Source organism: Thalassomonas sp. M1454 (assembly GCF_007097525.1).
Taxonomy (GTDB): Bacteria; Pseudomonadota; Gammaproteobacteria; order Enterobacterales; family Alteromonadaceae; genus Thalassotalea_A.
The window spans coordinates 156,851-178,365 of the sequence record NZ_VKDD01000003.1; the positions used below are offsets into that span (position 1 = coordinate 156,851).

Here is a 21,515-nt window from a genome sequence, read left to right on the forward strand (position 1 = left end):
AATTATCTACCTATCTACATCAGCCATTACGTAGTCAATACTACCTAATGTGGCAATTAAGTCTGCGACCATCTGGCCTTGTGAAATCAAAGGCAGCATTTGTAAATGCGCAAATGATGGCGTGCGAATGCGGGTGCGATAACTCATGGTACTGCCATCACTTATCAAGTGATAAGCCATGATTCCTTTGGTAGCTTCAACGCTAACCGATACTTCACCAGCGGGGATTACTGGCCCCCATGAGACATTAACAAAGTGAGGGATCAAGCTGTCGATATCCATCATGGTTTTGCTTTTATCTGGCGGTGTGGTTTGCGGATGTTCGGCTTTATAAGGACCTTCAGGCATATTATTTAAGCATTGCTCAATAATGCGAATACTTTGGCGCATTTCCTCAACACGAACCATACAGCGATCATAGCAATCACCGTTATGGCCAACAGGAACTTCAAAATCAAATTGATCGTAGCCAGCATATGGCCTTTGTTTGCGTAAATCCCATGAATAGCCAGTAGCCCGTAAGCCTGGACCTGTGACGCCCCATTCTATCGCCTCACTTGACGAGTAAGCACCAACGCCAACAGTCCTAGCTTTAAGCAAGCTATTTTGCATAACCATTTTTTCATATTCATCGAGGCGTTTAGGTAAGTAGTTGACGTATTCACGCACTAAGCTATGCCAACCTTTAGGTAAATCTTGGGCGACACCACCAATGCGAAAATAACTTGGGTGCATACGCGCGCCAGTAAATGCTTCGACAATAGCAAATAGCTTTTCTCTATCGACAAACATATAGAAGATTGGTGACAACGCGCCGACATCTTGCGCAAACGTGCCGTAAAATAACAAATGACTTAAAATACGAAACATTTCTGCCGTCATAATACGAATGGTTTTGGCTCGATCAGGAACAGTAATGCCAGCAAGTTTTTCAACCGCCATAACATAAGGAAAGTTATTCATTACTCCGCCGAGGTAATCAATCCTGTCGGTATAAGGAATATAACTGTGCCAAGATTGTCTCTCACCCATTTTCTCAGCACCACGATGGTGATAGCCAATGTCAGGTACACAATCAATTATTTCTTCACCTTCCATTTGCAACACAATGCGAAACGCACCATGTACACTTGGATGGTTTGGCCCTAAATTTAAAAAACTAAAATCACTGGTTTTACTTTGCCGTTTCATCCCCCACTCTTCGGGCTTAAATTGCAGGGCTTCTTGCTCTATATCTTGTTGGCTGTCAGGTAAGGTAAATGGTTCCATCTCTGTAGCACGAGCTGGATGATCTTTTAACAGTGGGTGACCAATCCATGTTGGCGGCATAAGAATACGAGTTAAGTGCGGATGATCATTAAATGTTATGCCAAACATATCCCACACTTCCCGCTCGTACCAATTAGCATTTGGCCAAATTGAGCTAATGCTATCTAGGCTTTTATCACTTGTACAAAGTGCAACTTTTATACGTACATCACGATTACGAAAATAACTGCGTAAGTGATAAATAACCGTAAAATCTTGTACTTGCGAAGCTAATTTATTTTCTCGTACTCGCTCATCTACGGCGGTTAAATCGAAACATAAATCAAAGCCATGCATTAATTCAAAGCGTAAAATATGCATCAACATAACCAGATGCTTTTTATCGATCCAGTAAGTTTCGATGGCATCGATAAGTACTTGCTGCTCTAACTTTAAATCCGCATTAATGGCATGAATTTCATCAATAAGAGGAAAAGGCGCTTGAACTTGCCACTCTTTAGATTTATGTAAAAAAGACGCCGCCATTAGACACTATCCGGTTCATCTAAAAAGGTGGTAGCAATACGACTTTGTTGTTTAATATCTCGCAATGAAGGCTGGGTAATAGCGCTTGTGGATTGCTCGCCAACAATCCAACTTAGAGGACGAGGTTGATTGGCTATTTTTGTTTGCAGTAATAACAAGCCTTCTAATAATGCTTCTGGTCGTGGTGGACAGCCAGGAACATAAACATCAACAGGAATAAATTTATCAACCCCTTGCACAACAGAGTAAATATCATACATGCCCCCAGAATTTGCACATGAACCCATCGAGATTATCCATTTAGGCTCAAGCAATTGATCGTATAAATGACGGATCACTGGCGCCATTTTTCTAAAACAAGTCCCAGAAATCACCATTAAATCTGCTTGCCTTGGTGTGGCTCTAATAACTTCAGCACCAAAGCGGGCAATATCATGACGAGAGGTAAAGCTGGTTGCCATTTCAACGTAACAACATGACAGACCAAAATTAAATGGCCAAATTGAATTTTTTCTGCCCCAATTCACCATATCGTCTAGTTTGGCAAACAATACATTACGTTTTAGCTCATCTTCACTTATATTTTTCGACGCCAACATTTCTTTATCGATCGCGGCTTTGGTTATTGACCATTCCATATTAATGATGCTCCCGAGATTGGGTGCGTTTAGATAAATGCTTACGTGGAATTTCTAACCCGCCGATGCGCCAAACATAGATCAGCGCAACCAATAAAATAGTAATAAATATTGTCGCTTCAATAAATCCGGCAAGGCCCACCTCTTCAAACGCAATTACCCAAGCAAATAAGAAAATAGTTTCTAAATCGAAAATCACGAAGAAAATAGCATATAAGAAAAAGTGATTGCTGAATCTAGCTTTACCGGATTTAACAGCAACAATTCCTGATTCATAAGGAGTATGAGTTTTTCTAGCTCGAGTTTTAGGTCCGAGCACATAGGAAAGCGCCAACATAATGGCTAATAAAATAATGAGTAATACAAAATAAGCCGCAATGGGCCAAAGTTCAGTTAAGTTTTGTACATTTGCCTGTGGTAACTGATTCATTGCTTTTGAGCAACTCCCCATGATTACCGATAGAAAACAATGTCTGTACAGCAAATACCAAGGTTAGATAAAGTTGGTATAACAGCATACTTACCAGTTTCAATTACGAAATTTTCTTAGAACAAATTATTTAAGCTTAACGACGCAATTTGGTTCTGTTTTTAAGAGAATTATGTAACTAAATAAGCTTTTGTTATTAGTACAAATAATAGCCAAGATTTAGAGGAAAGCAATTCGCATAAACAGTTATTTAAAATTTATGCGAACTGTATTTAGATAGGGTAATTTATCGAATAGTTAGAAAGCGAAACGTACGCCAGCACCAACAAGTTCAGATTCAACTTCGTTGTCAAATACTAAGTATTCAACATAAACATCAATGGTATCTAAAATATCAAGAGATGCACCAACACCACCGAATGCTTCTTCGCCATCAACGTCTTGTTTTAAGCCATTGATAGTTACATCACCAGATGTTGAAGACACACCCGCTTTTGCATAAACTTCAAAAATAGGACCAATTGGTAAGTAAGCAACGCCTGCAAGAGTAACGGCTTCTACCTCTGATGATGCAGTGTTACCGTTAACAGAAACGCTGTAGTCACCTAAGTCATAGTAACCAGCTTCCACTGAGAACATAAAAATATTAGTGTCGATAAAATTATAGCCTACGAAAAAAGCAGGCACAGTATCATCTGTGCTAACTTCATCGTTGTCAGATTCGTATACACCAGCACCAATGTATAAATTTGCCATTGCAGTACTTGGCAAAGCAAGTGATAAAGCAAACGCTGTTGCTAATAAAGACTTTTTCATATGTATTTCCTTGTAAGATTCTTATGAGAATGAAGTGATTTTATTTATTATTGATATAAGTTTAGTTTAAATTTGTTATAAACGCTGTAATTAAACGCGTTAAAATGTATTTTTTGCTTATATTTTATGCACATAGGTTATAGCTTTGACAATAATTTTTCCACTTTAAGTTAAGCCTTCAATCTGTCATCATTATCAAACTTATTTTATTAATCGATTTAAAGTAACCCAATGGCTATCACTGCAAAACAATTTCATTACTTAAATACTATGGGAGTTAGCCTTTGGCAACGCCGTGATGGCATTTATGCAGATGAAAAAACTACTGCAGATAAAACAACCGAGGTAACTAAAGCGCAAGCAATAACGCCAGAAAAGTCGCCAGCAGCAAAAGTTGTAAAACAAACAGAAACAACTGCAGTGAACGATTCGATTTCTGTCACTATTGATGAGTTACTTAATAAACCAATGTTTATTGATATATTAAAAGCTCTTAATATAGCTGCCAAAGATTTAGTCGAAGATGCATCGGGGTTAAATTTAGATAATTTTTATTGGTTATTTAGCCAAGAGCAAAACATTCAATACCAGGATAAAAAGCTTATCACGCCAACAATAGAAGTAATATCTCAAAACTCTCAGTTAAAACAAGAGCTTTGGAATGTTTTTACCGACTTATTGAATGCTAAAACAGATTCAACCGACTCCTAATTTAATCGATAATAAATATGCCTCAAACACAAATTACAACTTTTTGCGACAATGAAATAGATAGTATTTATCAAATAGAATGTGCTGCAAATCCATTTCCATGGACATTAAAAACACTACAAAGCTGCATTGGTGGACGTTACGTAACTAAGCAGTTACTTGTTGATGGTAAAGCGGTCGGCTTTTATGTTGGTGATTTGGTTATTGATGAATTAACTTTAATGGAAATTTGTGTTCACCCGGACCACCAAGGCAAAGGTTATGGTCAGTTATTAGTTGATGATTTTCTCAAATTTGCCAAAAATAATGACGTAGTAAAATGTCATTTAGAAGTTCGCGCTAAAAATATCTCGGCACAAATGCTCTATATCAAAAATGGCTTTATGCAAATTCATCGTCGCACCGGATATTATCCGGCAAAATTTGGCTATGAAGATGCCTTAGTCATGTCATTAAGCCTTTAGCTATTTAATTCAATAAGCTTGATTAACATAGCAAAATGCCTATAGCTGCGTTTTTTTGGATAACTTCGCGCCCTATCCCCTTCTGTATAAATATTTTTAACAATAAACTGCACCTTAACTACTGCTTATATCTACGTATTTCTGTATAATGTCGATTTTTTATGCCTGTATACTTTTCAAACACAGGCAACACGAAATAATCAATTTAGCAGCGAGTAATTGTAAAACATGACAATTCAACAGCAGGAAGTCAATAAACGTAGGACTTTCGCCATTATATCGCATCCCGATGCGGGTAAAACGACCATCACTGAAAAGGTATTACTTTTTGGTCAAGCTTTACAAAAAGCAGGTACGGTTAAAGGCAAAAAGTCAGGGCAACATGCCAAATCAGATTGGATGGAAATGGAAAAAGACCGTGGTATTTCGATCACTACCTCGGTTATGCAATTCCCATACAATGACTGCTTGGTAAATCTTCTCGATACTCCTGGGCATGAAGACTTCTCTGAAGATACTTACCGAACACTTACCGCTGTTGATTCATGTTTAATGGTTATTGATACCGCAAAGGGTGTAGAGGATCGAACCATTAAATTAATGGAAGTAACTCGTCTGCGTGATACACCAATCATTACCTTCATGAATAAAATGGATCGTGATGTACGTGATCCTGTTGAAGTTATGGACGAAGTAGAAGACATTTTAAAAATAAAATGTTCGCCTATTACTTGGCCTATTGGTATGGGTAAAGAATTTAAAGGTGTGTACAACATCTTAAATGACGAAGTTATTTTATATCAGACAGGTCAAGGTCATACTATTCAAGACCGTGTTGTAATTAAGGGGATTGATAACCCTGAATTAGATACAGTGCTTGGCGCTTTTGCTGAAGATTTACGAGATGAACTTGAGCTTGTTGTCGGCGCTTGTCATGAGTTTAATCATGAAGAGTTCCTTAACGGTGAGCTAACCCCGGTATATTTTGGTACGGCATTAGGTAACTTTGGCGTCGATCATATGCTTGATGGTTTAACCCAGTGGGCACCAAAACCTTTACCACGCGTTACCGATTTAAGAGAAATCAAAGCGGAAGAAGAAAAGTTCTCAGGCTTTGTATTTAAGATCCAAGCAAACATGGATCCTAAGCATCGTGACCGTATTGCATTTATGCGTATTTGTTCAGGCAAATACACTAAAGGCATGAAGATGAAACAAGTACGTATTGGTAAAGATGTAAAAATTGCTGATGCGGTAACCTTTATGGCTGGCGATCGTTCTAACGTTGAAGAAGCTTATGCCGGAGATATCATCGGTTTGCATAACCATGGTTCGATTCAAATTGGTGACACATTTACTGCTGGTGAAAACTTTAAGTTTAAAGGTATTCCTAACTTTGCGCCTGAAATGTTCCGCCGTATCCGCCTACGCGATCCACTAAAAGCTAAGCAGCTACAAAAAGGCCTTATCCAGTTATCAGAAGAAGGTGCTGTACAGGTATTTAGACCACTTAGTAATAACGACATGATTGTTGGCGCTGTTGGTGTTCTACAATTTGAAGTAGTAGTTCATCGCTTGAAAAATGAATATAACGTTGATGCATTATACGAGCCTATTTCGGTAGCAACTGCTCGTTGGGTAACCTGTAGCGACGAAAGAAAATTAGCTGAATTTCAAAAGAAAGCTTTTGATAATGTAGCACTAGATGGCGGTGATAGCTTAACTTACATTGCGCCAACTATGGTAAACCTTAACTTAATGCAAGAACGTTACCCGGATATTGAGTTCCACAAAACGCGTGAACATTAAGAATAAAACTGTATTTATATTAAGCCCTTTAATGGGCTTGTATTAACATTGATAAACACAATTAGACCGAAGACATTATGAATATTCGTCACATTTTAAGTGAAAAAGTAAAAGCAGCTATGGTTGCTGCAGGACTGCCAGAAGATACGAACCCAGCGGTAAGTGCTTCTACTCGTGCAAATTTTGGTGATTACCAAGCTAATGGTGTTATGGGAGCAGCTAAAAAATTAAAGACTAATCCAAGAGCATTAGCACAAACAGTGGTTGATAATCTTGATTTAGATGGCATTGCCGATTTAGTTGAATTAGCAGGTCCAGGCTTTATTAACATTCACTTAGATAAAGCATGGTTGGGCAAACAATTAGAAGTGGCTAATAGCGATGAAAAATTAAATGTAAGCCAAAATGCTAAGCCACAAACCGTGGTAGTTGATTATTCAGCGCCAAACTTAGCAAAAGAAATGCATGTAGGTCATTTGCGCTCTACTATCATTGGTGATGCTGTTGTTCGCGCATTAGAGTTTCGCGGTGAAAAAGTTATTCGTCAAAATCACATGGGAGATTGGGGCACACAATTTGGTATGTTACTTGCGCACTTAAATGACAAGTTAAACAGTAACGAAGTAGCTGAAACAGCGTTAGCTGATTTAGAAAACTTCTACCGTGAAGCTAAAATTCGCTTTGACGAAGAAGAAGGCTTTGCTGATCGAGCTCGTGACTTTGTGGTTAAACTACAAGGTGGCGATAGCGAATGTTTAGTGCTTTGGAAGTTATTTATTGATATCTCAATTAAGCACAGCGAAGAAATTTACGATAAATTAAACGTAACATTAACTCGTGACGATATCATGGGTGAAAGTGCTTATAATCCAGATTTGAGTAATGTTATTGATGAATTAATGGCAAAACATATTGCCGTTGAAGATCAAGGTGCGAAAGTTGTATTTATTCAAGAGATGGCTAACAAAGATGGTGAGCCTTCAGTATTTATCGTACAAAAATCAGGTGGCGGGTACTTATACGCAACCACAGATTTATCAGCATGTCGTTACCGCACAAATGAGCTAGGCGCTGATCGCATCATAATTTTCACCGATGCACGTCAAGCTTTACACTTTAAACAAGTTGAAATTACAGCTCGTAATGCAGGCTTTTTGCCAGAGACTACTGCATACGATCACTGCCCTTTCGGTATGATGATGGGTGATGATGGTAAACCATTTAAAACTCGTACAGGTGGCACCGTTAAGTTAGCCGAGTTACTTGAAGAAGCGGTAAAACGTGCTGAACAATTAATGGCTGAAAAAATTGCTGACTTCTCAGCAGAAGAACGTTCTGAAATCGCTCGAAAAGTTGGTATAGGCGCAGTTAAATATGCCGATTTATCGAAAAACCGTACTAGTGACTACATCTTCAACTGGAAGTCGATGCTGAGCTTTGAAGGCGCTACAGCCCCTTACTTACAATACGCTTATACTCGTATTCAAAGTATCTTTAAAAAGTCAGGTATTGATTTAAATACGCAAGCACAATCAATAGTAATTAATGAGCCGCAAGAAAAGGCCCTTGCCGTTAAATTAATGCAATTTGAAGAAGTTCTTGATGCGGTGATCAGTGAGTGTACGCCTAACTTATTGTGTAATTACTTATACGAACTGGCCAGCTTATACATGACCTTCTACGAAGCATGCCCTATTTTAAAAGAAGGCATTGATGGCGAAGTTAAAGTGTCACGTTTACAGCTTTGTACTTTAATTGCTAAAACACTACAGCAAGGTCTTGATTTGCTGGGTATTGAAGTAATGGATCGTATGTAACACCAAAAACATTAACTCGCTTTATATAAACTAATAAAGCGAGTTAATTCCGATTAAGAGAACTGTGGTTAAAAAACATTATTGTACAAATATAAAATTTAAACTGGCATGTTTGGATAAATATTATACAATAATAATATTACTTAGAATTTTAGAATTCTCAACCTTTTAGAACATGGATGTATAAATGGCTTCAGAACAATTTGGAAAGTTTTTTCTCTACAGTATTATTTCACTGTTTTTATCCCTAACCATAAGCTACTACGTATTCTACTTTGATGAGTTTATGCAAGTCTCTAAATTACAAGGCATAAGCTTACTTTTAATGCTTATATTTACGACGGTTTTCTTCATTTATTATACAATCGATTTTATCAAAGACTCCGATTCATGGCAGAATAAACGTGATTAATAAGCCCCAATTTATACCAAATTTAACTAGCTTACATTTACCTTTCTTAGAAAACATTTACTGCCGTGCTGTTCACTGATAGTCATTGTCATATAGACTTTATCGAATTTGAACAAAGTAGAAATGAGCTTCTACAGGCATGCAACAACGCCAATATTCACCGTATTATCGTACCAGGTATAACCGCAAAGTCTTGGCCAAGATTATTACAAACTTGCCAATCGTCCCCTAGCCTATTCCCTTGCCTTGGGCTTCATCCTTGGTGGATTAATAAGGCAAACAACTTAGATTTAGATACACTAGAGCAGCATTTATGCCAACAAAAGTTAATTGCACTTGGTGAGATTGGCATTGATGGTGGCATTGCCGATATTGGTAAGCAAACCCATTTTTTTGATCTACAACTCGACTTAGCACAACAATTTAACTTGCCTGTGCTTGTTCATCATCGTAAAAGCCATCATTTAATAGTGCCTATATTAAAGCAAAAAAAATTAGCTAATGGCGGAGTTATTCATGCTTTTTCAGGGAGTTATCAACAAGCTAAAGCCTATATTGATTTAGGCTTTAAGTTAGGGATCGGCGGCACAATCACATATGAACGGGCGAATAAAACCCGAGAAGCAATCAAAAAAATCCCTGTCGAAAGTATTTTATTAGAAACTGATGCACCAGCGATGCCTCTTGCAGGACATCAAGGACAGGATAACTCGCCTTTAATGCTACTCAATATCTTTGCCCAGCTTTGTAAATTACGTTGTGAAAATGCAGAAATCTTAGCGGATAAGATTGAGCAAAATATTGAGCAGTTATTTTTTCTTAGCAAGCCTTAGGCCTTGACGTGAAAATCGGCTAGATCCTCGAGTAAGTAAGAAGCCAGCGGCAACAGCAAATATTAACATGATCCTAAATAACTCATTTTGTGAAAACAGCTGTTTTTCAAGTGGCTTGATGAGCACTTCTCTAACCACATTTAAACGTAAATAACCTTGTAGCTCTTGGTCTCTAATTTCATGAGTAAAAGCAACATAATCATTCGATGTATCTTTACTTCCTTGAGCAATACCATAAAGCTCATTAACTGAGCTAAAATTTTCTGAATGCGCAATAAGTTGACCACTGGAGTCATATAACAAGGCCTCGGCAACCGCATCAGATTCAGTTAATCCTTGCATTAGCTGTTGCTGCTGTTGCTTATTCTTACTTGCTAAGATAATTTTACTGGTATTGACTGCTTGCCTAACAAAAGCATCAGAGACATCGTTAAAGTGCTCCTCAAGTTGTACTTTACTGTCACTCGCGTTCATCACCGAAAGGTTCAAAATTAAAAATAACAAAATAACTCCAACACCAATTTGTAAGAGCTTATTGTAGATTGAAGTAACCTGCGGATATAAAATTTCGTTTGGATCTGTCATATGAAAAAAAAATCGTTGAAATCTATATACACTATAGAGGGTTATTTGCCATTATAGAATCAATTTTTTAACATCTGATCTAACAAGCGATCTAACAAGCCTTTTTTTGGCTCAAACTACTGCAGGAATTTATTGTGTTGCCATCTTCTCAAACCTTATCAGCGAATGACTTAAACTCTAGCATTGGCGAATATTTCAGCCCTTACCTAACGCAATTACCTGTACAAATTGAAGTTTCTACGCAAACTGTTGCTCTACAACAAGCCAATCAAGAATTATCTAGCACAACTGAACTGATATTATTTACTGATTGTTCTATGCAGCAACTTGTTGAGTTAGCAACAACAATGCAAGCACAGATAACTGGCATAGTTCAACATACAGACAGAATGGGTAAACAAAGCCTTAGATTTAGTGTTGAGTGTACAAATCTAGATGCATGTAAAACCCAAGTAAACGATTTTGCTCTACAAAATAATACTGAGGCGGCTTTAATAAAAGATGCCCCTTCATTATCGACCCCAGGTTTGTTAGTGATGGATATGGACTCTACTACCATTGAAATTGAGTGCATTGACGAGATAGCTAAACTTGCAGGTGTAGGCGAGCAAGTAAGTGCTGTAACAGAGCGAGCGATGCAAGGCGAATTAGACTTTGCCGAAAGTTTACGCGAGCGAGTGGGCACACTCAAAGATGCACCTGAAAGCATCTTATCTTCTGTAGGTGAAAACTTACCTTTAATGCCAGGCTTAGAAACATTAGTAAAAACATTGCATCAAAACAATTGGAAAATAGCTGTCGCATCGGGTGGCTTTACTTATTTCACCCAAATATTAAAAGAGCAACTTAACCTTGATGCTACACAAGCAAACGTTTTAGAAATTATCGATGGTAAACTAACAGGCAAGGTCATCGGCGATATAACGGATGCGCAAGTTAAAGCAGATACCTTACTTAGATTAGCCGATGAGTTTTTCACACCACAAGGCCAAATGGTTGCTATGGGTGACGGTGCTAATGATTTAGCTATGCTGGCAGTAGCCGATTTAGGCGTTGCTTATAAAGCTAAACCCGTTGTACTGCAGCAAGCACAATCGAGTATTAATTTTTCAGGTTTAGATTGCCTACTACACTGGCTAAAATAATTACCGGTAATAGCAAATAAAATCCTTTCTTGATTTAATTAAATTAGATGATCTACTTGCTAGATCATCGCCTCAACAATATACTGTATATTCATACATAACTCGTAAGAATTCTTTATGGCCAAAACAAAATCTAAAATTACTTTTATCTGTAACGACTGTGGCGCTGACTTTTCTAGATGGCAGGGCCAATGTAGTGAATGTAAAGAATGGAATACTATAAAAGAATTTAAGGAAGCTGCGCCAACTAATAAAGCGGTAGCAACATTAAATAAAGGCTATTCAGTTCAAGACAGTGGCGTTGAGAAATTATCGGCAGTGTCTGAGCAAAAACTCACTCGCTTTAAAACCGGAAGTCTTGAGTTAGATAGAGTATTAGGTGATGGATTAGTGCAAGGCTCAGTGGTGTTGCTATCCGGAGCACCAGGTGCTGGTAAATCAACCTTACTTATCGAAGTAATGGCAAACTTATCAAAAACATCACCTGCACTTTATGTTTCAGGCGAAGAAAGTAAAATTCAAATCAAAGATCGTGGTGAACGACTTGGTTTGGATTTAACCAACATTGATATTATGACCTCTGGCAATATCGAATTAATTTGTCAAACCATGTTAAAGCATGGCCATAAATTTGCCATTATTGACTCAATCCAAACCATGTTTTTAGAAAGCATTGATGGCTCCCCAGGTAATGTTACTCAGGTAAGAGAGTCAGCTGCCTACTTAAACCGTACAGCAAAAGAGCATGGTTTAACTTTAATTTTAGTTGTGCACGAATCAAAATCAGGTGCAGTAGCTGGCCCGCAAACCTTATCCCATATTGGCGATTGTACTTTAAAGCTAAGCCGTGAATCAGACAGTAAATACCGTACCCTGCGAGCTTTAAAAAACCGATTTGGTAGTGCCGAAGAAATAGGCACCTTTGCCATGATGGCAAACGGCATGAAGTCAGTCACTAATCCTTCGGCAATATTTTTACAACTATCTATAGAAGCTTCAGGAAACATCGCTTATGCCTCTTATGAGGGAGGCCGAACTCTGCTAGTAAATATGCAAGCATTAGTCGATACAAGTATGGCTGAGCAGCCACAGCGAGCAGTTGTTGGCGTTGATCCCCGCCGACTTTCCATGTTACTTGCTGTGATCAATAAGCGCATGAACATTACTATTAGCGACCAAGATATCTATATCAATGTTGTTGGTGGTTTAAAATTAAATGATGAAACCGGTAGCGACTTACCTATGGTTTTAGCTATTTTGTCATCATTTAGAAATGTGACCTTACCGGCAACAACAATTGCATTAGGTGAAATAGGTTTAGGAGGTGAAATTCGAGCCGTACCTATGGGACAAGAGCGAATAAAAGAAGCCGCACGCAATGGCTTTGATACCATAATAGTACCAAGAGCAAACGCCCCTACTAAGCAAAGCAATTCAAAGGTAAAAATTATTGCAGTAGATAACGTTAACGATCTTTTGCAGTTCTTTTAAACTCAGCTTTCAAATTCAAAAAAGCCAGATTTATAATCTGGCTTTGTTTATTCTAGATGTCGATGCAATACTTACTTTCTTAAATCAGCAGTTAAGGTTTTTATCCAACGTTCTTCGGTAATAAAGTTCCACGACCATGATTTATATTTGTCACCAATACCTGCTTTTAAAATTTGCTCATCGCTATTTCCCGCTTTAATTGCTTTTTCGATATGCTCTACCGAATACTCAATCATAGCAATAAACTCAGCTAAACCTGCCATATCAGTTAACACACCATGGCCAGGAATAATTTTGATGTCTTTAGGGTAGCTACTCGCTACTTTTTTAATATTTGCTAAATAACCTTTAACCGTACCGCCTGCTTTTAAATCAATGTAAGGGAAACGACCTTGAAAGAATAAATCTCCCATATGAATCACGTTAGCTTGCTTGAAATAAACAACGCTATCACCATCGGTATGGCCACTTGGCAAATGCAATAATTGGATTTTTTCATTGGCCAAATGAATCGTTACTCCTTGCTCATAAGTAACTACAGGTAAGTCAGCGCCCGACTTTTTGTTATCTTGTTCAACACGTTTACGTACATTGCTATGGGCAAATATTGGCGCATGCTTAGCGAAATGGGCATTACTGCCTGTGTGGTCACCATGGTAATGAGTATTGACAACATACTTTAACGGAGCTGATTTGATAGACGTCATAGCTTGTTCTATTTTTGTCGCTAATGGTGCAAATTTATCATCAACCAGTAATAAGCCTTCATCGGTTGCTAGCACGCCAATATTACCACCAGGGCCTTCTAACATGTATACATCACCGGAGACTTGTTTGGCTTTAATTTCGGCCTTAGAAAAATCTTGGGCGGCGTTAACCTTAATGCCAGTAGTTATAAGGAGCATGGAGAGTAGTAATAGTTTTTTCATAATTTATCTTTTTTATAAGTTATTGATTGTTAATAATATGATATATAACTAATTAAATTACCAGCAAGAGCAGTAGTTTATTTATTCTTATAGAGAAAAAGATAATTGGCTGACGTGCTCATCAGCAGCCTGCTTTGGTTTAAAACCTAAGGTTAAACCAATTAAACGCACTCGTTTTCCTTCGCCCCTTTGTAGAGCCTGCTCAACTAAATGCTTAATTAAACCTGTATCAAAGCTATCACTTTTTTGCTCAACTGTAGTTTGGCTAAAATCTGAAAACTTAATTTTAACCCCTTGGCGAACAATGGCTAAATCTGAGATTTTTTCTAATCGTTGATTAAATTTAGGCAATAAAGTTTGTATTACATCAAGACAGCCATCTAACTGATTTTTGCTAATATCCTCAGCTAATGTGGTCTCTATCGCTAATGATTTACGGATCCTACTCGGCTCTACTTTACGGTTATCTTCACCAAAGCTTCGGGTGTAAATTACAGCGCCAAATTTACCCATTAACTGCACCATTTTATCTATTGTACTGGCACGCACATCAGCGCAAGTAAAAAAACCATGTGCTTTTAGTTTCTCTAGAGTTTTTGGACCAACACCTGGGATTTTTTTTAATGGCATATGCTCAATAAAATCGGTAACTTTATTTGGCGAAACCACACATTGGCCATTAGGCTTATTTTCATCAGATGCAATTTTGGCTAAAAATTTATTTGGTGCAACTCCTGCAGAAGCGGTAAGGTTAAGCTCTTTAAAAATATCGAATCGTATTTTTTCAGCAATCAAAGTAGCACTGCCTTGGTATAACTGACAATCAGTTACATCTAGGTATGCCTCATCTAAAGACAGAGGTTCAATTAAATTAGTATAGCGGGAAAATATTTCTCGGATGTGGGCTGATATTTCTTTGTAAACACTCATCCGTCCGGGCACAAGCTCAAGATGAGGGCAAAGTTTTAGCGCTTGAGTAACTGACATTGCAGAGCGAACCCCATACTCACGAGCTAAGTAGTTACACGTAGAAACTACACTTCTTGCACTGCGCCCTGCGATTGCGATAGGTATATTGTTAAGTGCTGGATTATCTCGCATTTCTACAGCTGCGAAATAACAGTCCATATCTATATGAATTATTTTTCGCATAAAATCATCACCAAACCAAACACTGTATATAAAAACAGTTTAATATAATAAAAATAGAAAGGCTAGTAACGGGAATAGAATTTTAGACAAAAAAATAGCGCTTTACAGCGCTATTTAAGATTTATCTACATAGTTAAATTAAAACTTGTAGCTAACACCAGCACCAGGACCAGTGATTTCTAAGTCATATACAAAGTCATTATCAGCATAATCAACTTTCATATAACGGTAGAAGTATTTAAGTGCCCACTTATCGTTTATTTTGTGATTTAGCGTAAGGTTTGCCATGTAAGACTCTTCAGAGCCAACACCAAAGCCACCTGCTTCAACACGACCTTGAAGTGCAAAGGTATCATTCATTGTGTATTTGGCGTGTAAACCAACTTGTGGTTCAACCCAGTCATCACCAGTACTTACCGGACCAAGATCAACCATAACTTCCATGAAACGCACACCACCGTAACCGTAAAGTTCAAACTTATCTTGTTCAACTAAACGGTAACCAGCACCAAGGTCAACAACATAACCATCAATATCAATTGCAACGGTTGTGCTTAAATTACCACGAGGACCTGTTACTCGGTAATCATCAGATGCTACTAGGTAAGTAACTTCTGAATACATTAAAATATCATCTTTAGTCGCAGTAAAGTTACCCATAGTACCGAAATCTAAATGATCCATTAACGTACCAAAATCGATATCTACATGGCCAACACCTGGGCCATTTTTATCTTGTCCGACACCTGAGTTACCGTGGTTTCTTGCACCCCAAATGTATGGAGTAAATTCAAATGACCATTCGTCAGCTGAAGCTGCAACAGCAGTTTCTTCAACAACAGTATTTGTTGAAGAAGTTTTTTCTACAGCAACTTCATCAGCATAAGAAGAGTTGCTTAGTAAAGCGAGTGATGCAACAGCTGCACCTGTGATTAAAGTTACTTTATTCATGTGAATACCTACATACATAGTAATAATTTGGGAGCTAGATTTAGCTATAAATTTCAATGTTTGCAGAATATGCTCATTTGTACCATTGTACAAATGATTTAGGCGCAATAAGGTTATGATTTTATTGCATATGTTAAGAGAGGAAACCAGAGGTTTCTAGATGTAACCGAGTTCATTCGCTGCACATAAAAAAACACCCAAGAGGGTGTTAAATTTAATAGCTATTTATAGATATCTTAGAAAATATAGCTTGCACCAATACCTGGTCCAGTTACTTCCATATCATAAATAAAACCATTGTCTTGATAATCAATATTCATTACACGATAAAAGTATTTAAGTGACCATTTATCATTAAGTTTATGATCAAGAGTTACGTTAACTAAAGTGTTTTCACTTGGTTGATCGTCAAAACCGCCTACTTCAACACGCCCTTGTAACGTGAAAGTATCGTTAATACGCCATTTACCATGTAAGCCTACTAATGGATCAATAAATTCATCACCTGTTGTGCCACTTGCATTTAATATAACTGAGTCACCTGAGTCTAAATCTAACGTAACTTCTAAATTAAAGTATCGAGCTCCAACATAACCATAAAGATCAAAATTATCACGAGCCATTAATTGATAACCAACGGCTAAATCTACAATCTCACCGCCAATTTCTATATTTATATCAGTATTAATATCACCAAACCTAGTTGGAGTTGTTGCGCTCGCAATCTTAGTTTCAGGAACATTTAATACGGTAATTTCAGAATACGCCAACCATTTGCCTTTAGTCGCTGAAAAATTAAACATGGTACCAAAATCTAATTTTTCCGCTAAATCACCAAAGCTAATATCAACCGGAGCATCTAAAGGTACCTCTGTACCATCAGCTAGTGTAAGAATAGGACCCGAGCTACCTTCATTCGCAGCAGCCCAAATATAAGGGGTAAATTCAAATTGCCATTCCTCGGCTTGTACGGTACCTTGCACCATGGCACATGAAACTAATGCGATTAAACTTTTTGATAATGTTCTCATACAACACTGTCCTTTTATGAGTATTACTTTTGATGAGTTAGCGTAAGTTAAGTATCTGTAACGATATTGTTTTTTATTTAAATAAGTATTAATCAATATTAGCTTTTTTCAAGAAATTAAAGCCAATAAATATTAACATTATATTAACCACGCAGGTTACTGATAATAAATTAGTTAGTCAATAAGGCATATAGTTTGTTTAGTTATTTAAAGTTACTTTTTAAGCGCACACAAAAAAGTCCAATCGCGTGTTTCGAGCAATACAACCATGCTATTGTTATTTCCCCAAAGAAGGTAAAGGCTTTTCGGCAATTATTTGCTCTTAACAAGTCGCAAAAGTTACCTCCTAGTTATGCTTTTATTGCTGCTTTCCCTTATCTTATAAAAATGTTTGCTGATAAACGCTTTGCATACTCCCCTTTAGGTTTAATTCATTTAAGCAGTGAATTTATTGAGCATCAAGCAATCAACTATTCGGCTCCAATTTCAATAAAAATTGAACTTAAACAAAATATAAATGATCAACGTGGCAAGCTAATTCATATCGAAACCAGTATTTATCAAAATGAAATTTTGTCGTTAATTAACAACAATATAATGCTGAAAAAAATAAAAACAAAAGCAGCAACAAGAAGTGTAAAGTCACAGCAGAAATATAATTTTACCGGCGAGTTATTAGAAGTAATCAAGCAAGCTAAAATAATTAACTACTGTAAGGCTTCTGGTGATTTTAATCCTATCCACATAAATACTTTCATGGCCAAGCTGTTTGGCTTCCCTAAGCCCATCGCTCATGGCATGTATTTACTCAATGCAGCTATAGCTAAAACCAATATAGAACCCTCTTATGTTAAAGCGCAATTTAAAAAGCCCTGCTTTATCAACACTACTGCTGAAATAAATATAAATAGAGGAAAAATTAATGTCTTTTCAGAGCGAGATAAGTTGCATCTAGATATAGCGTTTAGAGATTAATGAGCTATATATTTAACTAGAGTAAATAAACAGAGGCTTTTATGAAAACAATAAAACATATCCTTTTAGTGCTTACAATTACAGTTACAGCAAACGCTTGTACAAGTACCAGTGTTACTGTCGATTACGATCCCGAAACTAATTTTAAGCAATTATCGTCTTATCAAATGGTAGCGACTAAAGAAAAAAATGCAGAAGTTGATCAACTTACTGCAGATAGGATCGTTGCTGCAATAGAAGCTGAGTTAGATAAAAAGGCTATTAATAAAGCCAGCAGTGATGCAGCTATGCAAATAAGTTATTACACAGTATTAGAACAACGAGAAAAGAAATCGTCTTTTAGTATTGGCATAGGTGGAAGTAATCGAAGTGGTAGCTCTTCAACAGGTGTTGGTTTAGGGACAACAATACCACTGGATAGTAATTTTAATGTTTACACACAAATTACCATAGATATTTACCAACAAGATAAATTAATATGGCGCGGTTATGATGGTTTTGAAGCAGAGCAAACTATTAGTCCGCAGGAAAAAACACAAAAAATTAATGAGCTAGTTGCCAGTATCCTTAGCCAATTTCCACCAGCCAAAAAATAATAATAAAAACGGGGGCAATATAGCCCCCGTCATCTAATATCAAATCATCAATCGGTAAAGTAATAGCAAGTTAATTGACTAACTTGCTATTAAATGTTCTTAATATCGATAGAGTTTTCTTTTAATGCTGCTTTACGCTCACGCTCTTTGCGCTTTTCACAAGGGTTATCGCAGTTACATGCCTTTTCAATACCTATGCTACCTAAACCGCCACAGCTGCCTGCTAATGTTTTTTGCTGGATAATATAACCTACTCCCATCGCGATAAACATAACGATGAAAAAACCAAAGGTTAAAATAAAAATATTCATAACTTACTCTTTAAAAAGACTATTTAGCAATCAATTGCTTGAATTGGTCTGTACTACGTTCAATAAATCCATTCTCGGATTTACTAATTAAATAAACGGCGAAGTTATTTGCTTTAGCAAACTCAAAGCCTTTGTTTGGTCCCATAACTTCAATCGCAGTGGCTAAACCATCGGCAATCATTGAAGACGGGTGCACTACAGTTACTGAAACAAGCTTATGACTAATAGGCCAACCGGTCTCAGGATCTATAGTATGAGAATAACGAACGCCATTCTCTTCAAAATAATTTCGATAATCACCCGATGTGGCAACGGCGTTATCTCCTGGTATTATAACCTTTTGCACAGCTCTTTCGCCAGCAATAGGTTTTTCAACAGCAATACGCCATTGCTGGCCATTTGTTTTTTTACCTTTAAGACGCATTTCACCACCAATATCAACAAGATAGTCATGGTAACCATTATTTTCTAATAGCTCTGCGACTTTATCGACAGCGAAGCCTTTCGCAATAGCAGATAAATCAACATAAACTTTGGCATCAGACTTTGACAACATGCCATCGGCTAGCGCTATTTTATTGATGCCAATATGCTGCTTAGTTTGAGTAATCAATTCAGTACTAGGAACTTGCTCGGCACGATTTTCTGGGCCAAAACTCCATAAATTAACTAGCGGCCCTACAGTAACATCTAATGCCCCATTGGTAAGTTTAGCTAACCTTATGGACTCATTAAGTACTTGCGCTAGTTCCACAGATGTTTTGCGTGGTTCACTGCCTGTGTATTGATTAAATAGAGATAGCTCTGACTGTTTATCATAAGTCGACATTTGCGCATTAATTTTAATTAATAAATCATCAACTTGTTTAGCTAATTTTTGTTGTTCAACTGTACTTTCACTGGCAACTAATTTTACCGTGTAAACAATCGGCCCCATAGTATAACCAGTAAGTTGCAGTTCTTTTAGCTCATTAACGCTTGCTTGTTCAGCCTCGGAACAGGAAAAGGTTAATGTTAACGCACAAAGAATAACAATACTTTTAAAAAGCTTAGCAATCATAAATACACACCTGTTGAAAAATCACGCGCATTATAAACTAAAGTATTCAAGGTGTCAGAGATCTTGAAATAATTTATTGGTAATTATTGGATCCCCGCCTTCGCGGGGACGACGAATAGAGGTTTTCATCAAAGGATTATATAAATATTCCAAAAACAAAAAAGACGACCTAAGTCGTCTTTTGTTTTATATGCATATAATAGCTATATACATAAATTTGAATGATTAACGCTGAGTATCGTCTCTATTTCAAGGCGGTAGCACGGAGCTTACTATTGTAAGTGAGTACTACCAACGCCGAAATGGTGGCGATAATCAAGTTAAGCGTCAAATTTTAGCCACCGAAGTCATCTAGTAAGATGTTTTCATCTTCTACACCTAGGTCTTTCAGCATACCAATAACAGCAGCGTTCATCATAGGTGGACCACACATGTAGTATTCACAATCTTCTGGTGCTTCATGATCTTTCAGGTAGTTTTCATACAATACGTTATGAATGAAACCAGTCATACCTTCCCAGTTATCTTCTGGTTGTGGATCTGAAAGTGCTACATGCCACTCGAAGTTGTCGTTATCAGCCGCTAAGCCGTTGTAATCATCTTCGTAGAACATTTCACGTTTAGAACGTGCACCGTACCAGAAGCTCATCTTACGCTTAGATTTAAGACGCTTAAGTTGGTCGAAAATGTGAGAACGCATTGGCGCCATACCAGCACCACCACCGATGAATACCATTTCATTATCAGTTTCTTTAGCGAAGAACTCACCAAATGGACCAGAAATCGTAACTTTATCACCTGGCTTAAGGCTAAAGATGAATGAAGACATTTTACCAGCTGGTAAGTGTAAACGTCCTGGAGGCGGCGTAGCAATACGCACGTTAAGCATGATAATGCCTTCTTCTTCAGGGTAGTTTGCCATTGAGTAAGCACGTAATGTGTCTTCTTCAACTTTAGACTCTACATCGAAGAAACCAAAATGGTTCCAGTCGCCACGGTACTGCTCGTCAATATCGAAATCTTTGTATTTAACGTGATGCGCAGGCGCTTCAATTTGAATGTAACCACCAGCACGGAAAGGTACAGATTCGCCATTTGGTATTTTAAGCTTAAGCTCTTTAATGAAGGTTGCTTTGTTATCGTTAGAGATAACTTCACATTCCCATTGTTGAACACCGAAGATTTCATCTTCTACTTCAATTTCCATGTCTTGCTTAACAGCAACTTGACATGCTAAACGACAACCTTCTTTCGCTTCACGCTTAGTGATGTGACCTTCTTCTGTAGGAAGAATGTCGCCGCCACCTGAGTGAACTTCAACACGACATTGGCCACAAGTACCACCGCCACCACAGGCAGATGGAATGAAAATACCTTGGTCAGCTAATGCACCAAGTAATTTACCGCCAGCGGCAGTAGTAACGGCTTTCTCTGGATCGCCGTTAATTGAAATTGTCACGTCACCATCGGCTACTAATTTAGATTTAGCGAATAAAATCACTAATACTAAAGCAACAACGATTGCGGTGAACATGCCTACGCCTAGAATAATCTCTTGCATAGTA

The 21,515-nt window shown here is 37.5% G+C and carries 22 protein-coding genes; 10 read left to right on the plus strand and 12 right to left on the minus strand.

Features of this window, described 5'->3' with window-relative positions; genetic code table 11:
* Positions 1 to 6 precede the first annotated feature (6 nt).
* The 4 genes from nuoC to FNN08_RS09030 form a co-directional block, all read right to left on the minus strand.
* Positions 7 to 1,794 carry an NADH-quinone oxidoreductase subunit C/D gene (gene nuoC, locus FNN08_RS09015; protein WP_143584944.1) on the minus strand — a complete coding sequence of 596 codons (1,788 nt, stop codon included), beginning with the start codon at positions 1,792 to 1,794 and terminating at the stop codon, positions 7 to 9.
* A complete protein-coding gene (locus FNN08_RS09020) occupies positions 1,794 to 2,393 on the minus strand; it encodes a NuoB/complex I 20 kDa subunit family protein (RefSeq protein WP_409574604.1) in 600 nt (199 codons plus the stop codon). Before FNN08_RS09020 ends, nuoC begins: the two co-directional genes overlap by 1 nt.
* 40 nt (positions 2,394 to 2,433) lie before the next feature.
* Complete coding sequence (gene ndhC, locus FNN08_RS09025) at positions 2,434 to 2,862, minus strand: NADH-quinone oxidoreductase subunit A (RefSeq protein WP_143584948.1); 429 nt, start codon at positions 2,860 to 2,862, stop codon at positions 2,434 to 2,436.
* 297 nt (positions 2,863 to 3,159) lie between these two features.
* Positions 3,160 to 3,678, minus strand: coding sequence for an outer membrane beta-barrel protein (locus FNN08_RS09030; protein WP_143584950.1), 519 nt, complete (start codon positions 3,676 to 3,678; stop codon positions 3,160 to 3,162).
* 231 nt (positions 3,679 to 3,909) lie between these two features.
* On the opposite strand from FNN08_RS09030, the gene FNN08_RS09035 reads away from it, so the two are divergent.
* The 6 genes from FNN08_RS09035 (at position 3,910) to FNN08_RS09060 (ending at position 9,724) form a co-directional block, all read left to right on the plus strand.
* Entirely contained in the window at positions 3,910 to 4,389 is a 480-nt protein-coding gene (locus tag FNN08_RS09035; RefSeq protein ID WP_143584952.1) for a DNA polymerase III subunit psi, read from the plus strand.
* Between the two features lie 17 nt (positions 4,390 to 4,406).
* A complete protein-coding gene (gene rimI / locus FNN08_RS09040) occupies positions 4,407 to 4,853 on the plus strand; it encodes a ribosomal protein S18-alanine N-acetyltransferase (RefSeq protein WP_143584953.1) in 447 nt (148 codons plus the stop codon).
* A 228-nt stretch (positions 4,854 to 5,081) separates the two neighbouring features.
* Positions 5,082 to 6,662 (plus strand): peptide chain release factor 3, encoded by a 1,581-nt coding sequence (gene prfC / locus FNN08_RS09045; RefSeq protein ID WP_143584955.1) that lies wholly within the window; start codon positions 5,082 to 5,084, stop codon positions 6,660 to 6,662.
* A gap of 77 nt (positions 6,663 to 6,739) precedes the next feature.
* Positions 6,740 to 8,479, plus strand: coding sequence for an arginine--tRNA ligase (gene argS, locus FNN08_RS09050; RefSeq protein ID WP_143584957.1), 1,740 nt, complete (start codon positions 6,740 to 6,742; stop codon positions 8,477 to 8,479).
* Between the two features lie 187 nt (positions 8,480 to 8,666).
* A complete protein-coding gene (locus tag FNN08_RS09055; RefSeq protein ID WP_143584959.1) occupies positions 8,667 to 8,891 on the plus strand; it encodes a hypothetical protein in 225 nt (74 codons plus the stop codon).
* A gap of 65 nt (positions 8,892 to 8,956) precedes the next feature.
* Complete coding sequence (locus FNN08_RS09060; protein WP_143584961.1) at positions 8,957 to 9,724, plus strand: TatD family hydrolase; 768 nt, start codon at positions 8,957 to 8,959, stop codon at positions 9,722 to 9,724.
* Here the strand turns inward: FNN08_RS09060 and FNN08_RS09065 are convergent.
* On the minus strand, positions 9,701 to 10,228 hold the full coding sequence (locus FNN08_RS09065) for an AhpA/YtjB family protein (RefSeq protein ID WP_185962609.1): 528 nt from the start codon (positions 10,226 to 10,228) through the stop codon (positions 9,701 to 9,703). The genes FNN08_RS09060 and FNN08_RS09065 overlap by 24 nt on opposite strands.
* A gap of 215 nt (positions 10,229 to 10,443) precedes the next feature.
* Here FNN08_RS09065 and serB point away from each other — a divergent pair, with 215 nt between their 5' ends.
* Together serB and radA are read left to right on the plus strand one after the other, a co-directional pair.
* Positions 10,444 to 11,454, plus strand: coding sequence for a phosphoserine phosphatase SerB (gene serB / locus FNN08_RS09070; protein ID WP_260679302.1), 1,011 nt, complete (start codon positions 10,444 to 10,446; stop codon positions 11,452 to 11,454).
* Between the two features lie 117 nt (positions 11,455 to 11,571).
* Positions 11,572 to 12,945, plus strand: coding sequence for a DNA repair protein RadA (radA, locus tag FNN08_RS09075; RefSeq protein ID WP_143584965.1), 1,374 nt, complete (start codon positions 11,572 to 11,574; stop codon positions 12,943 to 12,945).
* A 71-nt stretch (positions 12,946 to 13,016) separates the two neighbouring features.
* Here the strand turns inward: radA and FNN08_RS09080 are convergent, their stop codons facing one another.
* The 4 genes from FNN08_RS09080 to FNN08_RS09095 form a co-directional block, all read right to left on the minus strand.
* The gene (locus FNN08_RS09080; protein WP_260679303.1) at positions 13,017 to 13,874 is read right to left on the minus strand and encodes an MBL fold metallo-hydrolase; all 858 of its coding nucleotides are present in this window, start codon (positions 13,872 to 13,874) and stop codon (positions 13,017 to 13,019) included.
* 87 nt (positions 13,875 to 13,961) lie between these two features.
* Positions 13,962 to 15,026, minus strand: a complete 1,065-nt coding sequence (dinB, locus tag FNN08_RS09085; protein WP_143584967.1) for a DNA polymerase IV — start codon at positions 15,024 to 15,026, stop codon at positions 13,962 to 13,964.
* Between the two features lie 138 nt (positions 15,027 to 15,164).
* Positions 15,165 to 15,977: a DUF481 domain-containing protein gene (locus tag FNN08_RS09090; protein ID WP_143584969.1), complete on the minus strand. Its 813-nt coding sequence runs from the start codon at positions 15,975 to 15,977 to the stop codon at positions 15,165 to 15,167.
* Between the two features lie 236 nt (positions 15,978 to 16,213).
* On the minus strand, positions 16,214 to 17,008 hold the full coding sequence (locus FNN08_RS09095; protein WP_143584971.1) for a hypothetical protein: 795 nt from the start codon (positions 17,006 to 17,008) through the stop codon (positions 16,214 to 16,216).
* A 195-nt stretch (positions 17,009 to 17,203) separates the two neighbouring features.
* Between FNN08_RS09095 and FNN08_RS09100 the strand changes: the two genes are divergently transcribed.
* Both FNN08_RS09100 and FNN08_RS09105 read left to right on the plus strand, forming a co-directional pair.
* Positions 17,204 to 17,983 carry a MaoC/PaaZ C-terminal domain-containing protein gene (locus FNN08_RS09100; RefSeq protein WP_143584973.1) on the plus strand — a complete coding sequence of 260 codons (780 nt, stop codon included), beginning with the start codon at positions 17,204 to 17,206 and terminating at the stop codon, positions 17,981 to 17,983.
* 41 nt (positions 17,984 to 18,024) lie between these two features.
* Entirely contained in the window at positions 18,025 to 18,579 is a 555-nt protein-coding gene (locus FNN08_RS09105) for a DUF4136 domain-containing protein (protein ID WP_143584975.1), read from the plus strand.
* Between the two features lie 89 nt (positions 18,580 to 18,668).
* On the opposite strand, the gene nqrM is transcribed toward FNN08_RS09105, so the two are convergent.
* The 3 genes from nqrM to nqrF form a co-directional block, all read right to left on the minus strand.
* On the minus strand, positions 18,669 to 18,890 hold the full coding sequence (gene nqrM, locus FNN08_RS09110; protein WP_143584977.1) for a (Na+)-NQR maturation NqrM: 222 nt from the start codon (positions 18,888 to 18,890) through the stop codon (positions 18,669 to 18,671).
* A 19-nt stretch (positions 18,891 to 18,909) separates the two neighbouring features.
* A complete protein-coding gene (locus tag FNN08_RS09115) occupies positions 18,910 to 19,950 on the minus strand; it encodes an FAD:protein FMN transferase (protein WP_143584979.1) in 1,041 nt (346 codons plus the stop codon).
* Between the two features lie 334 nt (positions 19,951 to 20,284).
* Positions 20,285 to 21,511, minus strand: coding sequence for an NADH:ubiquinone reductase (Na(+)-transporting) subunit F (gene nqrF, locus FNN08_RS09120; RefSeq protein WP_143584981.1), 1,227 nt, complete (start codon positions 21,509 to 21,511; stop codon positions 20,285 to 20,287).
* Positions 21,512 to 21,515: the final 4 nt, after the last annotated feature.